At 56.1% G+C, this 15,759-nt stretch carries 17 protein-coding genes; 10 read left to right on the top strand and 7 right to left on the bottom strand.

The genetic code is table 11. The annotated features are described in order from the left end of the window. Positions 1–10 precede the first annotated feature (10 nt). Positions 11–193, top strand: coding sequence for a YoaH family protein (locus tag GXP72_RS13945; RefSeq protein WP_061714889.1), 183 nt, complete (start codon positions 11–13; stop codon positions 191–193). Positions 194–199: 6 nt separating this feature from the next. Here the strand turns inward: GXP72_RS13945 and GXP72_RS13940 are convergent, their stop codons facing one another. Further along, entirely contained in the window at positions 200–544 is a 345-nt protein-coding gene (locus tag GXP72_RS13940; RefSeq protein ID WP_008500498.1) for a RidA family protein, read from the bottom strand. A gap of 133 nt (positions 545–677) precedes the next feature. Between GXP72_RS13940 and GXP72_RS13935 the strand changes: the two genes are divergently transcribed. The 5 genes from GXP72_RS13935 (at position 678) to rnd (ending at position 7,057) form a co-directional block, all read left to right on the top strand. Further along, entirely contained in the window at positions 678–2,588 is a 1,911-nt protein-coding gene (locus GXP72_RS13935; RefSeq protein WP_208763012.1) for an ATP-dependent DNA helicase, read from the top strand. 66 nt (positions 2,589–2,654) lie between these two features. Beyond that, positions 2,655–3,350 (top strand): tRNA (adenosine(37)-N6)-threonylcarbamoyltransferase complex dimerization subunit type 1 TsaB, encoded by a 696-nt coding sequence (gene tsaB, locus GXP72_RS13930; protein WP_024909864.1) that lies wholly within the window; start codon positions 2,655–2,657, stop codon positions 3,348–3,350. A gap of 37 nt (positions 3,351–3,387) precedes the next feature. Beyond that, positions 3,388–3,969: a Slp family lipoprotein gene (locus tag GXP72_RS13925; protein WP_061714891.1), complete on the top strand. Its 582-nt coding sequence runs from the start codon at positions 3,388–3,390 to the stop codon at positions 3,967–3,969. A 203-nt stretch (positions 3,970–4,172) separates the two neighbouring features. Then, positions 4,173–5,858 carry a long-chain-fatty-acid--CoA ligase FadD gene (gene fadD / locus GXP72_RS13920; protein ID WP_073961507.1) on the top strand — a complete coding sequence of 562 codons (1,686 nt, stop codon included), beginning with the start codon at positions 4,173–4,175 and terminating at the stop codon, positions 5,856–5,858. 71 nt (positions 5,859–5,929) lie between these two features. Further along, positions 5,930–7,057 carry a ribonuclease D gene (rnd, locus tag GXP72_RS13915; protein WP_152680667.1) on the top strand — a complete coding sequence of 376 codons (1,128 nt, stop codon included), beginning with the start codon at positions 5,930–5,932 and terminating at the stop codon, positions 7,055–7,057. Positions 7,058–7,131: 74 nt separating this feature from the next. Here rnd and minE read toward each other — a convergent pair whose 3' ends face one another. From minE to minC, 3 genes are read right to left on the bottom strand one after another with little or no spacing between them, the layout of a single operon-like run. Continuing rightward, complete coding sequence (gene minE, locus GXP72_RS13910) at positions 7,132–7,401, bottom strand: cell division topological specificity factor MinE (RefSeq protein WP_008500504.1); 270 nt, start codon at positions 7,399–7,401, stop codon at positions 7,132–7,134. A gap of 3 nt (positions 7,402–7,404) precedes the next feature. Then, positions 7,405–8,217, bottom strand: a complete 813-nt coding sequence (gene minD / locus GXP72_RS13905; RefSeq protein ID WP_024909869.1) for a septum site-determining protein MinD — start codon at positions 8,215–8,217, stop codon at positions 7,405–7,407. Between the two features lie 23 nt (positions 8,218–8,240). Next, positions 8,241–8,948 (bottom strand): septum site-determining protein MinC, encoded by a 708-nt coding sequence (gene minC / locus GXP72_RS13900; protein ID WP_023312186.1) that lies wholly within the window; start codon positions 8,946–8,948, stop codon positions 8,241–8,243. A gap of 123 nt (positions 8,949–9,071) precedes the next feature. Here minC and GXP72_RS13895 point away from each other — a divergent pair, with 123 nt between their 5' ends. From GXP72_RS13895 to GXP72_RS13885, 3 genes are all read left to right on the top strand, one after another. Continuing rightward, a complete protein-coding gene (locus tag GXP72_RS13895) occupies positions 9,072–9,347 on the top strand; it encodes a YcgL domain-containing protein (RefSeq protein WP_029742143.1) in 276 nt (91 codons plus the stop codon). A 47-nt stretch (positions 9,348–9,394) separates the two neighbouring features. Next, positions 9,395–10,054 carry a fumarylacetoacetate hydrolase family protein gene (locus GXP72_RS13890; RefSeq protein ID WP_048992179.1) on the top strand — a complete coding sequence of 220 codons (660 nt, stop codon included), beginning with the start codon at positions 9,395–9,397 and terminating at the stop codon, positions 10,052–10,054. A gap of 93 nt (positions 10,055–10,147) precedes the next feature. Further along, positions 10,148–10,588, top strand: a complete 441-nt coding sequence (locus GXP72_RS13885) for a YcgN family cysteine cluster protein (RefSeq protein WP_024909872.1) — start codon at positions 10,148–10,150, stop codon at positions 10,586–10,588. Positions 10,589–10,713: 125 nt separating this feature from the next. Here GXP72_RS13885 and dsbB read toward each other — a convergent pair whose 3' ends face one another. Beyond that, complete coding sequence (gene dsbB / locus GXP72_RS13880) at positions 10,714–11,244, bottom strand: disulfide bond formation protein DsbB (RefSeq protein ID WP_024909807.1); 531 nt, start codon at positions 11,242–11,244, stop codon at positions 10,714–10,716. Positions 11,245–11,387: 143 nt separating this feature from the next. Continuing rightward, positions 11,388–12,926, bottom strand: a complete 1,539-nt coding sequence (gene nhaB / locus GXP72_RS13875) for a Na(+)/H(+) antiporter NhaB (protein WP_090419823.1) — start codon at positions 12,924–12,926, stop codon at positions 11,388–11,390. 201 nt (positions 12,927–13,127) lie between these two features. On the opposite strand from nhaB, the gene fadR reads away from it, so the two are divergent. Continuing rightward, entirely contained in the window at positions 13,128–13,847 is a 720-nt protein-coding gene (fadR, locus tag GXP72_RS13870; protein ID WP_024909809.1) for a fatty acid metabolism transcriptional regulator FadR, read from the top strand. A gap of 116 nt (positions 13,848–13,963) precedes the next feature. Here fadR and GXP72_RS13865 read toward each other — a convergent pair whose 3' ends face one another. Beyond that, positions 13,964–15,496: a SpoVR family protein gene (locus tag GXP72_RS13865; protein ID WP_024909810.1), complete on the bottom strand. Its 1,533-nt coding sequence runs from the start codon at positions 15,494–15,496 to the stop codon at positions 13,964–13,966. Positions 15,497–15,759 lie beyond the last annotated feature (263 nt).

Here is a 15,759-nt window from a genome sequence, read left to right as displayed (position 1 = left end):
GGAGTTGACGATGTTTGCAGGTTTACCTTCTCTGAGCCATGAACAGCAGCAGAAAGCGGTTGAGCGAATTCAGGAACTGATGTCCCAGGGGATGAGCAGCGGACAGGCGATTTCCCTGGTGGCGGAAGAACTGCGCGCCACGCATACCGGCGAGCGGATCGTGGCGCGTTTCGAGGATGAAGATGAAGAGTAATCGGGCTTAAACGGCCGCGATAATCTTAATCTCGACCTTGTATTCCGGCTTCATCAGCGTGGCCTGTACGGTGCAGCGTACAGGCGCGTGACCCGCCACCACCCACGCATCCCAGGCTTTGTTCATTGCCGCGAAGTCATCTTTGTTTGCCAGGAAAATCGTCGCATCCAGAATGCGGGATTTGTCGCTGCCCTGTTTTTCCAGCACCGCGTCAATCTGCGCCAGGGTATTTGCCGTCTGCTCGAACGCATCCGCGTCCAGGTTAGCCGGGACGCCGGTGTAGTAGAGCGTCTGGTTATGGATCACCACATCAGACCAGCGGGCTTCGGCATCAATGCGCACAATTGTCATAAACGTTTCCTCGTTATTTTTCGTCATCAGGCGGCAAGACTGCCATATTGTTCTCCTGTCGTCACTATTTGGGGTGGCACATGAGAGGATGGGCTGACATAATCCCTGTGCAAAAATACAGTGAGAGAGCACCGTGGCAGACGATTTTTCCCCTGAAGGTCAATTAGCGCTGGCTATCCCCGGCTTCAAACCCCGTGAGCCTCAGCGACAGATGGCGCACGCCGTTGCACGCGCCATCGATAAGGCTCAGCCGCTGGTGGTTGAAGCCGGTACCGGCACGGGTAAAACCTATGCTTACCTTGCGCCGGCGCTGCGGGCGAAAAAAAAGGTGATTATTTCCACCGGTTCAAAAGCGCTGCAGGATCAGCTCTACAGCCGCGATTTGCCCACGGTAGCTAAGGCGCTGAAATACAAGGGACGTCTGGCCCTGCTGAAGGGGCGATCCAACTATCTCTGCCTGGAGCGCCTTGAGCAGCAGGCGCTGGCGGGCGGCGATCTGCCGGTACAGACGCTGAGCGACGTCATTATCCTTCGGTCATGGGCGAACCAGACCGAAGAGGGCGATATCAGCACCTGCGCGAGCGTGCCGGAAGATTCCCCGGCCTGGCCGCTGGTGACCAGCACCAACGACAACTGCCTCGGCAGCGACTGCCCGCTGTATAAAGACTGCTTCGTGGTGAAAGCGCGCAAAGCGGCGATGGACGCCGACGTCGTGGTGGTAAACCATCACCTGTTTCTCGCGGATATGGTGGTCAAGGACAGCGGTTTCGGCGAGCTGATCCCCGAGGCGGACGTGATGATCTTTGATGAAGCGCACCAGCTTCCGGATATCGCCAGCCAGTACTTCGGCCAGTCGCTCTCCAGCCGTCAGCTGCAGGATCTGGCGAAAGATTTCACCATTGCGTACCGGACCGAACTCAAAGATACCCAGCAGCTGCAGAAGTGCGCCGACCGCCTGGCGCAGAGCGCGCAGGATTTCCGCTTACAGCTCGGCGAGCCGGGCTATCGCGGTAACCTGCGCGAGCTGCTGGCGGACAAAAATATCCAGCGCGCGCTGCTGCTGCTCGATGACGCTCTGGAGCTCTGCTACGACGTAGCGAAACTGTCCCTCGGCCGCTCCGCGCTGCTGGATGCAGCCTTCGAGCGCGCTACGCTCTATCGCGGTCGGCTCAAACGGCTGAAAGAGATCAACCAGCCGGGGTACAGCTACTGGTACGAGTGCACCTCGCGGCATTTCACGCTGGCGCTCACGCCGCTGACGGTGGCTGATAAATTTAAAGAGGTGATGGCGCAAAAGCCGGGAAGCTGGATCTTTACCTCGGCAACCCTGTCGGTGAATGACGATCTGCACCACTTCACCGAGCGCCTCGGCATTGAGCAGGCGGAATCGCTGCTCCTGCCCAGCCCGTTCGACTACGAAAAACAGGCGCTGCTCTGCGTTCCCCGTAATCTGCCGCTGCCGAACCAGCCGGGTGCGGCGCGCCATCTGGCTGCAATGCTAAAACCGATGATCGAGGCCAACAACGGCCGCTGCTTTATGCTCTGCACCTCCCACGCCATGATGCGCGATCTCGCCGAGCAGTTCCGCGCCACCATGACGCTACCGGTGCTGCTGCAGGGCGAAACCAGCAAAGGCCAGCTGCTGCAGCAGTTTGTCAGCGCCGGTAATGCTCTGCTGGTGGCAACCAGCAGCTTCTGGGAAGGGGTGGACGTGCGCGGCGACACGCTTTCGCTGGTGATCATTGATAAGCTGCCGTTTACCTCCCCGGACGATCCGCTGCTGAAGGCGCGGATGGAAGACTGCCGTCTGCGCGGCGGCGATCCGTTTGACGAGGTACAGCTGCCGGATGCGGTCATCACGCTTAAGCAAGGGGTAGGGCGCTTAATCCGTGACGTCACCGACCGCGGCGTGCTGGTCATCTGCGATAACCGGCTGGTGATGCGTCCTTACGGGGCGACTTTCCTCGCAAGCCTGCCGCCCGCGCCGCGGACGCGGGACATAAAACGCGCGGTGCGTTTCCTGGCAAACCCAACGGCGGAGTAATTTACCCCGGAGTGTGCTAAGATGCGCGCCATTTTGTGACTGACCCTTGCGAGAGCGCGACGACCGATGCGAATTCTGGCTATTGATACCGCGACAGAGGCTTGCTCTGTTGCTCTGTTGAACGACGGTGCTGTTTCTGCCCATTTCGAAGAGTGCCCCCGGGAACACACCCAACGCATTCTGCCCCTGGTAAAAGCCATTTTAACCCAGGGCAACACCTCCTTAACCGACCTCGACGCGCTGGCCTTTGGCCGCGGCCCCGGCAGCTTTACGGGCGTACGTATCGGGATAGGCATTGCGCAGGGGCTGGCGCTGGGCGCCGAACTGCCGATGATCGGCGTATCTACCCTCGCCACCATGGCGCAGGGCGCATGGCGCATGACCGGGGCAACGCGCGTCCTGGCCGCAATAGATGCCCGCATGGGCGAAGTCTACTGGGCCGAATACACCCGCGACGAGCAGGGCGTGTGGCACGGTGAAGAGACGGAAGCCGTGCTTAAGCCAGAAGCGGTCACAGAACGACTGAAGCAGCTGTCCGGCGAGTGGGCGACCGTCGGCACGGGCTGGCCAGCGTGGCCTGAGATGGCGAACGACACCGGATTGACGCTGGTGGACGGCAACATGCTGCTCCCGGCTGCTGAAGATATGCTTCCGATTGCCAGCCAGCTGCTCGCAGCAGGAAAAACCGTGGCCGTTGAACAGGCGGAACCGGTTTATTTGCGAAACACCGTCGCGTGGAAGAAACTTCCGGGCCGCGAGTGAATCTCAGTAACAGGAACTGAGAAAAAGGAGTCGCATCATGGCGGTTCAGACTAAAGTAGTACGCCTTATTATGGCAGGCGCAGTTGCCATAGCACTGAGCGGATGCGTTTCCGTTCCTGATGCGATTAAGGGCAGCAGCCCGACGCCACAGCAGGATCTGGTTCGGGTGATGAATGCGCCTGAGCTGTACGTCGGCCAGGAAGCGCGCTTTGGCGGTAAGGTCATAGACGTACAAAACCAGCAGGGGAAAACCCGTCTGGAGATCGCGACCGTTCCGCTGGACAGCGGCGCGCGGCCTGTACTGGGCGAGGCCTCCCGGGGACGTATCTATGCGGACGTCAGCGGTTTCCTCGATCCGGTCGATTTCCGCGGACAGCTGGTGACCGTCGTCGGGCCGATTACCGGCGCCGTGCAGGGCAAAATCGGCAACACGCCGTACAAATTTATGACCATGCAGGTCAACGGGTATAAACGCTGGCGGCTTGCACAGCAGGTGATCATGCCGCCTCAGCCGATGGATCCGTGGATGTGGGGTCCACATCCTTATCGTTATGGCTACCCGGGCTGGGGTTGGTACAACCCGGGCCCTGCACAGGTTCAGACGATCGTTACTGAGTAACTTACTGTTATTGTTAGAAAAGAGACAGCGGCTCAGCCGCTGTCTCTGTTTTTTTACGGATAAAACGAAAAAAAAGAGTGACGCGCTTCGCAACCTTAAATCTGAACAATTAATAAACTGGTACGCTGAGTTAATATAATGTTAACAAACTGTTTATTATCGGGGTTGTGATGACGACGAACACTCATTTCAGAGGTGATGCATTGAAGAAGGTTTGGCTTAACCGTTATCCCGCAGATGTTCCTGCTGAGATCAATCCTGACCGTTATCAATCCCTGGTGGAATTATTTGAACACTCGGTAAGGCGCTATGCGGACCAGCCCGCATTCGTGAATATGGGCGAGGTGATGACGTTCCGTAAGCTGGAGGAGCGCAGCCGGGCGTTTGCGGCGTATCTGCAGGAAGGGTTGGGGCTGCAAAAAGGGGACCGCGTCGCGCTGATGATGCCGAACCTGCTGCAATACCCGGTGGCGTTGTTCGGTATCCTGCGAGCCGGGATGATTGTCGTCAACGTCAACCCATTGTACACCCCGCGCGAGCTAGAGCATCAGCTGAACGACAGCGGCGCGGTTGCGATTGTCATTGTGTCCAACTTCGCCCATACGCTGGAAAAGGTGGTCGACAAAACCCAGGTGAAACACGTTATCCTGACGCGCATGGGGGACCAGCTCTCCACCGCCAAAGGCACGCTGGTTAACTTTGTCGTCAAATACGTCAAACGTCTGGTGCCAAAATACCATCTGCCGGACGCCATCTCCTTCCGCCGCGCGCTGCATGCGGGCTACCGTATGCAGTATGTGAAACCCGAAGTGGTCGCGGAAGATCTTGCGTTTCTGCAATACACAGGCGGGACCACCGGCGTCGCCAAAGGGGCCATGCTTACCCACCGCAATATGCTGGCAAACCTTGAACAGGTAAACGCCACCTACGGGCCGCTGCTGCATCCGGGCAAAGAGGTGGTGATCACCGCGCTTCCGCTGTATCACATCTTTGCGTTGACCATGAACTGCCTGCTGTTTATTGAACTGGGTGGTCAGAACATCCTCATCACCAACCCGCGCGATATCCCGGGCCTGGTGAAAGAGCTGGCGAAATACCCGTTCACCGCCATGACGGGGGTAAATACCCTGTTTAACGCGCTGCTGAATAACAAAGAGTTCCAGCAGCTGGACTTCTCCACGCTGCATCTCTCTGCGGGCGGAGGCATGCCGGTTCAGCAGGCGGTCGCCGAGCGCTGGGTGAAGCTCACCGGTCAGTATTTGCTGGAGGGCTATGGCCTGACGGAATGCGCGCCGCTGGTCAGCGTTAACCCGCATGACATCGACTATCATAGCGGAAGCATTGGTTTGCCCGTTCCTTCCACTGAAGCGAAACTGGTCGATGATAACGATAACGAAGTCGCGCCGGGCGAGCCGGGGGAGCTGTGCGTCAAAGGTCCGCAGGTGATGCTGGGCTACTGGCAGCGCCCCGATGCGACCGACGAAATCATCAAAGACGGCTGGCTGCACACCGGTGATATTGCGGTGATGGATGACGAAGGCTTCCTGCGCATCGTCGATCGTAAGAAAGACATGATCCTGGTCTCCGGTTTCAACGTCTATCCGAATGAGATCGAAGACGTGGTTATGCAGCACAGCGGCGTGCTCGAAGTGGCGGCAGTCGGCGTGCCTTCCGGCAGCAGCGGTGAAGCGGTGAAGATATTTGTGGTCAAGAAAGATCCTTCTCTCACCGAGGAAGCGCTGGTAACGTTTTGTCGTCGTCAGCTGACGGGCTACAAGGTGCCGAAGCTGGTGGAATTCCGCGACGAGCTGCCGAAATCCAACGTCGGGAAGATATTACGACGAGAATTACGTGACGAAGCCCGTGGCAAAGTAGACAATAAGGCCTGAGCTTCACGCTAATCGCCCAGACGCCGGTTAAGCCGGCGTTTTTTATGGGCGCAAACAAAAGAGAACCCGTTTTGAATTACCAGATGATCACGACCAACGACGAGCTGGCTTCGCTGTGCGAAGTGACGCGCGACTTTCCTGCCATTGCCCTGGATACCGAGTTTGTCCGTACCCGGACCTATTATCCGCAGCTGGGTTTGATTCAGATGTACGACGGTAAACACGTGTCGCTGATCGACCCTCTCGGCATTACCGACTGGACGCCGATGCGTGACCTGCTGCTCGATACCGCCGTGACGAAATACCTGCACGCAGGCAGTGAAGATCTGGAAGTCTTTCTGAACACCTTTGGCATCATGCCTCAGCCGCTGATTGACACGCAGATCCTCGCGGCATTCAGCAATCGTCCGCTCTCATGGGGCTTTGCTGCCATGGTAGAGGAGTATACGGGCCTGACGCTGGATAAAAGTGAATCCCGTACCGACTGGCTGGCGCGTCCGCTAACCGAGCGTCAGCTGGAGTATGCGGCGGCAGACGTGTTTTACCTGCTGCCGATTGCCGGACAGCTGATGAAAGAGGCAGAAGCCTCCGGATGGCTGCCTGCGGCGCTCGACGAGTGTCGTATGACCCAGCAGCGTCGTCAGGAAGTGGTTGACCCGAAAGAGGCCTGGCGCGATATCAGCAACGCCTGGCAGCTGCGTACGCGTCAGCTGGCGTGCCTGCAGCTGCTGGCAGACTGGCGTTTGCGTAAAGCGCGCGAGCGCGATCTGGCCGTTAACTTTGTGGTTCGCGAAGAACATCTCTGGGCGGTGGCGCGCTATATGCCGGGCAGCCTGGGCGAGCTGGACAGCATTGGGCTTTCGGGCAGCGAGATCCGCTTCCACGGCAAAACCCTGCTGGCGTTGGTCGCAAAAGCGCAGGAGCTGCCGGAAGATGCGCTACCGGAACCGCTGCTGAACCTGATGGATATGCCGGGCTATCGCAAAGCGTTTAAGGAGATCAAAGCGCTGGTGCAGAACGTTGCAACGGAAAGCAAGCTAAGCGCTGAACTGCTCGCCTCACGTCGTCAGATTAACCAGCTGCTGAACTGGCACTGGAAGCTGAAGCCGCAGAATGGCGTACCGGAAATGATGGCGGGATGGCGCGGGGAATTGATGGCCGATCGCCTGAATACCCTGCTGGAAGGTTATCCGCGATAAAAAATATGCCGGGTGATAAACCCGGCATATTCCCCCGGTGGCGCTGCGCTTACCGGGGCTACGAAATCACAAACCTACGGACGCGACTCTTCCGCTTCCGGGAGCGTAACGTTCAGCTCCAGAATCGAAATATCCCCGTCTTTTTGTTCCAGCTGCACCGTCACCATCTCCGGGTCAATCTGCACGTACTTACAGATCACTTCCAGGATGTCCTTACGCAGCTGTGGCAGGTAGTGAGGCTCGGCGTCGCTACGACGACGCTCCGCAACGATAATTTGCAGACGTTCTTTTGCGATGTTGGCGGTGTTCTTTTTCCGCGAGAGAAAAAAGTCCAGTAATGCCATAACTTATCCTCCGAACAGGCGTTTGAGGAAACCTTTCTTCTCTTCTTCAATGAAGCGGAAAGGACGTTCTTCTCCCAGCAGACGGTCAACGGTATCGGCGTAAGCTTTACCTGCATCTGCCAATGTATCAAGGATCACTGGCTCGCCCTGGTTAGAAGCGCGTAACACGGACTGATCTTCCGGGATAACGCCCACCAGCTTAATGCGCAGGATCTCCAGCACGTCTTCCATGCTCAGCATGTCACCTTTGTTCACGCGGCCGGGATTGTAGCGGGTGAGCAGCAGGTGTTCTTTAATCGGGTCTTCGCCATTTTCCGCACGACGGGATTTAGAGGCGAGGATCCCCAGAATGCGGTCTGAGTCTCGCACGGATGAAACTTCAGGGTTAGTGGTGATGATCGCTTCATCAGCGAAGTACAGTGCCATCAGGGCACCGGTTTCGATACCGGCAGGGGAGTCACAGACGATGAAGTCGAAATCCATTTTTTTCAGCTCATCGAGCACCTTTTCCACTCCTTCACGGGTCAGGGCGTCTTTGTCACGCGTCTGAGAGGCCGGGAGAATGTAGAGGTTCTCGGTGCGCTTGTCTTTAATCATCGCCTGGTTCAGCGTGGCATCGCCCTGAATGACGTTCACGAAGTCATACACGACGCGACGCTCACATCCCATGATGAGGTCGAGGTTACGCAGACCGATATCGAAGTCGATAACGATGGTTTTCTTTCCCTTCTGGGCCAAACCAGTAGCGATGGCCGCGCTGGAGGTGGTCTTGCCAACGCCTCCTTTACCCGAAGTAACAACAATAATGCGTGCCATAGAAATTCCTTGTTAAAAAGGGATCAATTCAACGGTTGAACGGTCAACGCGTCGTCTGCCAGAAGCAGGCGAGCCGCTTTGCCATAAAATTCGGCTGGGATCTTGTCGCTCAGCCAATATTCACCTGCGATGGACACCAGTTCCGCCGTCAGGTGAGTACAAAATATTTGCGCGTCTCGATCGCCACTTGCACCCGCGAGCGCACGTCCACGCATCATACCGTATACGTGAATGTTGCCATCTGCAATCAGCTCAGCGCCAGCACTGACGTGGCTTGTAACAATCAGATCACAGTTTGGTGCATAAATGCGCTGACCGGAACGAACCGGCACATCAATCATTCGCGTTTTTGTGACGGTAGTAACGTTTTGCACCGCAGGAGGGGGCGTTTGCACGGCAACGGGTGCCGCACGCGAGGCTTTTTCTTTGCCCTCATTCAGAAGAGGCAGCCCCGCACGCTCAATTTCCGCTTTCAGCTCAGTATCTTTGCAGCCGCTGATGCCCACGATACGCAGTCCGGTCGAGGAGACGGCCTGCTGGAGAAGTTTCCAGTTAACCGGAGCCTCAAGACCGCTAACGTTGATAACAACAGGGGCGTGCTTCAGAAAGGCGGGAGCCTGGGCGATTTTGTCCTCTAACGCCTGACGAATAACCTCGGGTTTTGCATCATGCAAATGTACCACTGATAAGGTGAAGCTACTGCCTTTAAGCTCGATGGGCGTGTTTGACATCCTGGCCTTACTCAATTTGCTATTAACCGCAACCACTCGCTGCGATATTCCGAAGAGTATCAGGCATGTTATAGTCAGGAGTATATTGAGGCAAGCAACCACCCATTAATTCAGAGTAAAAACATGTTTTGTGTGATCTACAGAAGTACAAGCCGTGACCAGACCTATCTTTATGTCGAAAAGAAAGACGATTTTTCACGCGTGCCTGAAGAATTAATGAAGAACTTTGGCCGACCACAGCTGGCGATGCTGCTGCCGCTTGATGGTCGTAAGAAACTGATTAATGCCGATCTGGATAAAGTAAAAACGGCCTTAGCCGAGCAAGGCTATTATTTACAGCTTCCACCGCCACCCGAGAATTTATTAAAACAGCATCTTGAGGCGAACGGTAAAAAATAGTCTCAACTGTTTTTGGGCACAACACATCAACCGTTTAGGGGTCGACCATGTATCAACATCACAACTGGCAAGGTGCATTACTGGATTATCCCGTCAGCAAAGTCGTCTGCGTGGGCAGCAACTATGCAAAACATATTCAGGAGATGGGCAGCGCGACGCCAGAAGAGCCGGTTCTGTTCATTAAGCCTGAAACGGCGCTTTGCGATATCCGCCAGCCGCTGGCCCTGCCGCAGGGGCTCGGCTCGGTGCATCACGAAGTTGAACTCGCCGTGCTGATCGGCGCAACGCTGCGTCAGGCCTCCGAAGATCATGTTCAGAAAGCGATTGCCGGCTACGGCGTGGCGCTGGATCTGACGCTACGTGACGTGCAGGGCAAAATGAAGAAAGCCGGGCAGCCTTGGGAAAAAGCCAAAGGGTTTGATAATTCCTGCCCGATCTCGGCGTTTGTGCCGGTGAGCGAATTTACCGGCGATCCGCAGGACACCCCGCTCAGCCTGAAGGTTAACGGTGAAATCCGCCAGCAGGGCACCACGGCAGACATGATCCATAAGATTGTGCCGCTGATCGCCTACATGAGCCGCTTCTTTACCCTGAAGCCGGGCGATGTGATCCTGACCGGAACCCCAGAAGGTGTTGGCCCGCTGCTCAGCGGTGACGAGCTTGAGGTCGGTTTTAACGGCCTGTCGCTGAAAACCCGCGTGCTGTAACCTCCTCTTGCCGCCTGAAAAGGGCGGCAAAACTTGCATCGACGTGCCAGACTCGTTATAAGGTGCGCTTTCTTTTGACGTGTGGACATCCTGATGAACGACATCCCTTTCTGGCAAAGCAAAACTCTCGACGACATGACGGACGCGGAATGGGAATCCTTATGCGACGGCTGCGGTCAGTGCTGCCTGCACAAGCTGATGGATGAAGACACGGACGAAATCTACTTCACCAACGTTGCCTGCAAGCAGTTAAACATTAAAACCTGCCAGTGCCGTAACTATGAGCGCCGCTTCGAGTTTGAGCCGGATTGCATCAAGTTAACCCGGGATAATTTGCCCACCTTTGAATGGCTGCCGCATACCTGCGCGTATCGCCTGCTGGCGGAAGGGAAAGGTCTGCCTGACTGGCATCCGCTGTTAACCGGTTCAAAAGCGGCGATGCACGGTGAGCGCATTTCAGTGCGCCACATCGCGGTGAAAGAGTCCGAGGTGCGTGACTGGGAAGACCACATCATGAACCACCCGACCCGTTGAGATAAAAAAACCCGCCTAGGCGGGTTTTTTCTTGTGTTTGTGCGGCCTGATGCCCTCACCCCAACCCTCTCCCACGGGAGAGGGCGCAAACACTAAAAACGGCAACCTCGGTTGCCGTTTTGCTTTTACCTTCCGAACAAATCGCGTTTCTTCGGTTTGAACGGCTGGGCAATCAGCACCAGCAGCGCCACGACGAAGTATGCGGCAAAAATGCCCACCAGCCACTGCGGCATCTCCAGCGTCAGGAATTCCCACTGACGAACGGAGCAGTCACCGGATGCGACAAACACCTGCGGCAGCCATTTGTCCAGCGGCAGCCAGCTCGGGAAGCGGGCGGCAAAATCACAGGTCATAAACGGTGACGGATGCAATTGCATCATGGTGTGCTGCCAGGAGAGTTCAATTCCTTTCCAGGCGCTGTATATCCAGATGGCAATACCGGCATAGCGAAGCGGCGATTTTGGGGCAATCGCGCCCACCAGGCCCGCACCCATAATGCCGAACAGCGCGCAGCGTTCATAAATACAAAGCACGCAAGGTTTGAGTCCCATTACATGCTGGAACCACAGCGCGACCATTTCCAGCGCAAAGGCGGTCAGGGCCATTAACAACCACGCTCCGCGACCGCGGGAGCACTGGTTTAAAAATCTCAACATAATCATTTCCCTGGAACATGCTTAGAAATCGCAGTGTAAACGAATTCGTTTTTCGCGCCACCTGTACCTGGCGAAATAAAACGTAATTGGATGTTTATCGTGCGAAAAGGCAAACGGGCAGCGAACTGCCCGAGATGCAGTGTTTATTGCGCCGCAAGTATACCCGCTTGTATCAACCATTGCGTACAGGGAATGAGGGTAATTTTGACGCAAAGCAATCCCACGATCGTGAGCACCAGCGTATAGGGCAGCGCCATCCACACCATCCTGCCATAAGAAAGTCGTATGAGCGGCGCGAGGGCGGAGGTCAGGAGGAACAGGAAGGCGGCCTGGCCGTTTGGCGTCGCCACCGATGGCAGGTTGGTGCCGGTATTGATCGCCACGGCCAGCAGCTCAAACTGTCCGGCGCTGATAACGCCTTGCTCCATAGCCGCTTTGGCCTCGTTGATATAGACCGTCCCGACGAAGACGTTATCTGAGATCGACGAGAGCAGGCCGTTGAACAGGTAAAACAGCGACAGCTGAGCATCCGGCGATGCCTTTAAGACAAAGGCAATAATCGGCGCGAACAGATGCTGGTCGATTATCACCGCCACGACGGCAAAGAACACCGCCAGCAGGGCGGTAAATGGCAGGGCTTCGGTAAACGCCTTACCGATGGTATGCTCGTCCGTCACGCCGGTAAAGGTGGTGGCGAGAATAATGACCGACAGGCCAATCAGCCCCACTTCGGCAAGATGGAACGCCAGCGCGGCGATCAGCCAGACGCCGATGATCCCCTGGGCAATCAGACGCAGCGTCTCCTGGCGCGTCCGCTGGCGTCGGCTCTGCAGATCGAATTTATGCAGCTCCTGACGTACCGGCTCCGGGAGCTGGGCCCCATAGCCAAAGAGGCGAAACTTCTCCACCAGCAGACAGGTCGCCAGCCCGCAGAAAAGCACCGGTATGCTCACCGGCGCCATTCTCAGGAAGAACTCACCGAAGTGCCAGCCCGCCGCTTTGGCAATGATCAGGTTTTGCGGTTCGCCCACCATGGTCATCACGCCGCCCAGCGCGGTACCGACGCCAGCATGCATCATCAGGCTGCGCAGGAAGGCGCGAAACTGTTCCAGTACCTCACGATTATGCGCATCGACGTGGCTGTCATCCTGCAAATCCTCGCCCGGACGAGAGGAGGCCACGCGGTGATAAATACCGTAAAACCCCACCGCTACGCTTATCACCACCGCGACGACCGTCAGCGCATCCAGGAAGGCCGACAGGAAGGCGGCCGCAAGGCAAAACGCCAGCGAGAGCAACATTTTCGACGGAATGCTGAGCAGCAGGCGCGTGAAGATAAACAGCAGCAGCTGTTTCATAAAGTAGATGCCCGCCACCATAAACATCAGCAGCAGAAGCACTTCGAGATTGGATGCCAGCTCGGCTTTGACGTGCTCGGCGCGGGTCATGCCGATGACGACGGCCTCAAACGCCAGCAGTCCGCCCGGCAGCAGGGGATAGCATTTCAGCGCCATGGCCAGGGTGAAGATAAACTCCGCCACCAGCAGCCACCCGGCAATGAACGGGTTTACGCTAAAGAGGAGAGGGTTAACGACCAGGAACACCAGAAGTATAAGTTTGTACCAGTCCGGAGACTGGCCTAAAAAGTTGCGCCACAGTGCGCGCCCAAAAGAAATTTCCACGACAGACGTCCATCCCCGTCAAGTAAGACAAAACATCAGTATACGCAAAAATCGCGGCCTGGAGGCGGATAAGGCTGCATTGTAAATTTCATAAAAATGAAACGGCGATCCCTCTTTTCTCTCTTTGCCGTGCTACCTGCCACTGGCTGCCTCTGGTATGATGAGTCCAATTTGCTAAAGCTGTGTAATGGAAATCTCACTATGGTCATTAAGGCGCAGAGCCCGGCGGGTTTCGCGGAAGAGTACATCATTGAAAGCATCTGGAATAATCGTTTCCCTGCGGGGTCCATTCTTCCGGCTGAACGCGAACTCTCTGAACTGATTGGCGTCACTCGCACCACGCTGCGTGAAGTGCTCCAGCGGCTGGCGCGCGATGGCTGGTTGACTATCCAGCACGGCAAGCCGACGAAAGTAAACAACTTCTGGGAAACGTCCGGGCTGAACATTCTTGAAACGCTGGCGCGTCTCGACCATGAAAGCGTGCCGCAGCTCATTGATAATCTGCTCTCCGTTCGCACCAACATCGCGACGATCTTTATTCGTACCGCTTTCCGTCAGCATCCGGAAGACGCCCTTGCGGTGCTGGCCACAGCGAACGAGGTGGAAGATCACGCCGATGCTTTTGCCACCCTCGATTACAACGTGTTTCGCGGCCTGGCGTTTGCCTCCGGCAACCCGGTGTATGGCCTGATCCTCAACGGTATGAAAGGGCTTTATACCCGCATCGGCCGCCACTACTTTGCCAATCCGGAAGCGCGTAGCCTGGCGCTGGGCTTCTACCATAAGCTGAGCAAGCTCTGTACCGAAGGCCTGCACGATCAGGTTTATGAGACGGTGCGCCGCTACGGTCATGATTCCGGTGAAATCTGGCACCGCATGCAGAAAACGTTGCCGGGCGATTTGGCGATTCAGAGCCGCTGAAATAAAAAACCTCTCGTATGAGAGGTTTTTTTTCGTCGGGTGGCGGCTACGCCTTACCCGACCTGCGGGTCTTGTAGGCCCGGTAAGCGTAGCGCCACCGGGCAAAAAAGGCTGCACTACAGCGTATTCAACCGCGCCGGGCAGCGTTCCAGCAGCTCGACGCTCCCGTCTTCATTCTGCTGCTCCAGCTGCACGTCAAAGCCCCACAGGCGATGCACATGCTTCAGCACCTCTTTGCGCCCTTTATCCAGCGGCGCGCGATTGTGCGGGATATAGCGCAGCGTCAGGGAGCGGTCACCGCGCAAATCGACGTTCCACACCTGAATATTCGGCTCAAGGTTGCTCAGGTTGTACTGGGAAGAGAGGCGAGAGCGGATCTCACGGTAACCCTCCTCGTTGTGGATTGCGGAGATCTCCAGATAGTTGTTGCGGTCGTCGTCCAGCACGGTGAAGAAGCGGAAGTCACGCATGATCTTCGGCGACATAAACTGGCTGATGAAGCTCTCATCCTTGAAGTCGCGCATCGCAAAGTGCAGCGTTTCCAGCCAGTCAGAGCCGGCGATATCCGGGAACCAGTACTTGTCTTCTTCCGTTGGCGACTGGCAGATACGCTTAATGTCCTGGAACATGGCAAAGCCAAGCGCATACGGGTTAATGCCGCTGTACCACGGGCTGTTGTAAGGCGGCTGGAACACCACGTTGGTATGGCTGTGGAGGAATTCCATCATGAACCGCTCGGTAACTTTACCCTCGTCGTACAGATGGTTGAGGATGGTGTAGTGCCAGAATGTCGCCCAGCCTTCGTTCATCACCTGCGTCTGCTTTTGCGGATAGAAATACTGGCTCACCTTGCGCACGATGCGCAGGATCTCACGCTGCCACGGCTCCAGCAGCGGGGCGTTCTTCTCCATAAAATAGAGCAGGTTTTCCTGCGGCTCGGACGGATAACGACGCGCTTCGGCGACCGCTTTTTCTTCCTCACGCTTCGGCAGGGTGCGCCACAGCATGTTCACCTGGCTCTGCAGATACTCTTCGCGGCTTTTCTGCCGCGCTTTCTCCTCCTGCAGGGAGATTTTCTGCGGACGTTTGTAGCGGTCCACGCCGTAGTTCATCAGCGCGTGGCAGGAGTCGAGCAGTTTTTCCACTTCGTCCACGCCGTAGCGCTCTTCGCAGTCGGTAATATATTTACGGGCGAAGATCAGGTAATCGACGATGGAGCTGGCATCCGTCCAGCTGCGGAACAGGTAGTTATTCTTGAAAAAGGAGTTGTGCCCGTAGCAGGCGTGCGCCATCACCAGCGCCTGCATGGTAATGGTGTTCTCTTCCATTAAATAGGCGATACACGGATTGGAGTTAATGACAATCTCATACGCCAGCCCCTGCTGGCCGTGCTTATACAGCCGCTCTGTTTCAATAAATTTTTTACCAAACGACCAGTGCGGATAGTTAATCGGCATCCCGACGCTGGAGTAGGCGTCCATCATCTGTTCGGACGTAATGACTTCAATCTGATGAGGATAGGTATCCAGACGATACAGTTTTGCGACCCGGTCGATTTCGGCGAGGTAAACATCCAGCAGCTCGAAGGTCCAGTCGGGTCCATCGCTCAGACGTGTGTTGTCCTTGTTCAGGGAATCAATAGTAGCCATTAGCGCGCCCTCGTTGTGGGTGCTCTCTCTGTCTGGAGAGCCTCCTTTCAAGCATAGATCAACGTGTTAAAAAGCGTGCTGGGGCAGAAATTTTTTCTTTGCGATTTCGCGTTTTTGATACGGCAAAAAAACGGTATGTCTCAGCATATTATGCTGGTTAAAAATAACGCGCAGCAGGAGATCCCAAATTAGCACTATCCCCTGATGCTGGGGGATGTGTGAGGTAAGTCACCATAAAAAAGTCATATGTTGAATAATATTTT

The organism is Enterobacter sp. SES19, from assembly GCF_011765665.1.
In the GTDB taxonomy this organism is placed as follows: Bacteria; Pseudomonadota; Gammaproteobacteria; order Enterobacterales; family Enterobacteriaceae; genus Enterobacter; species Enterobacter pseudoroggenkampii.
Note: the sequence above shows the minus strand (reverse complement) of the source record. Positions and strands in the feature narration are given on the sequence as shown.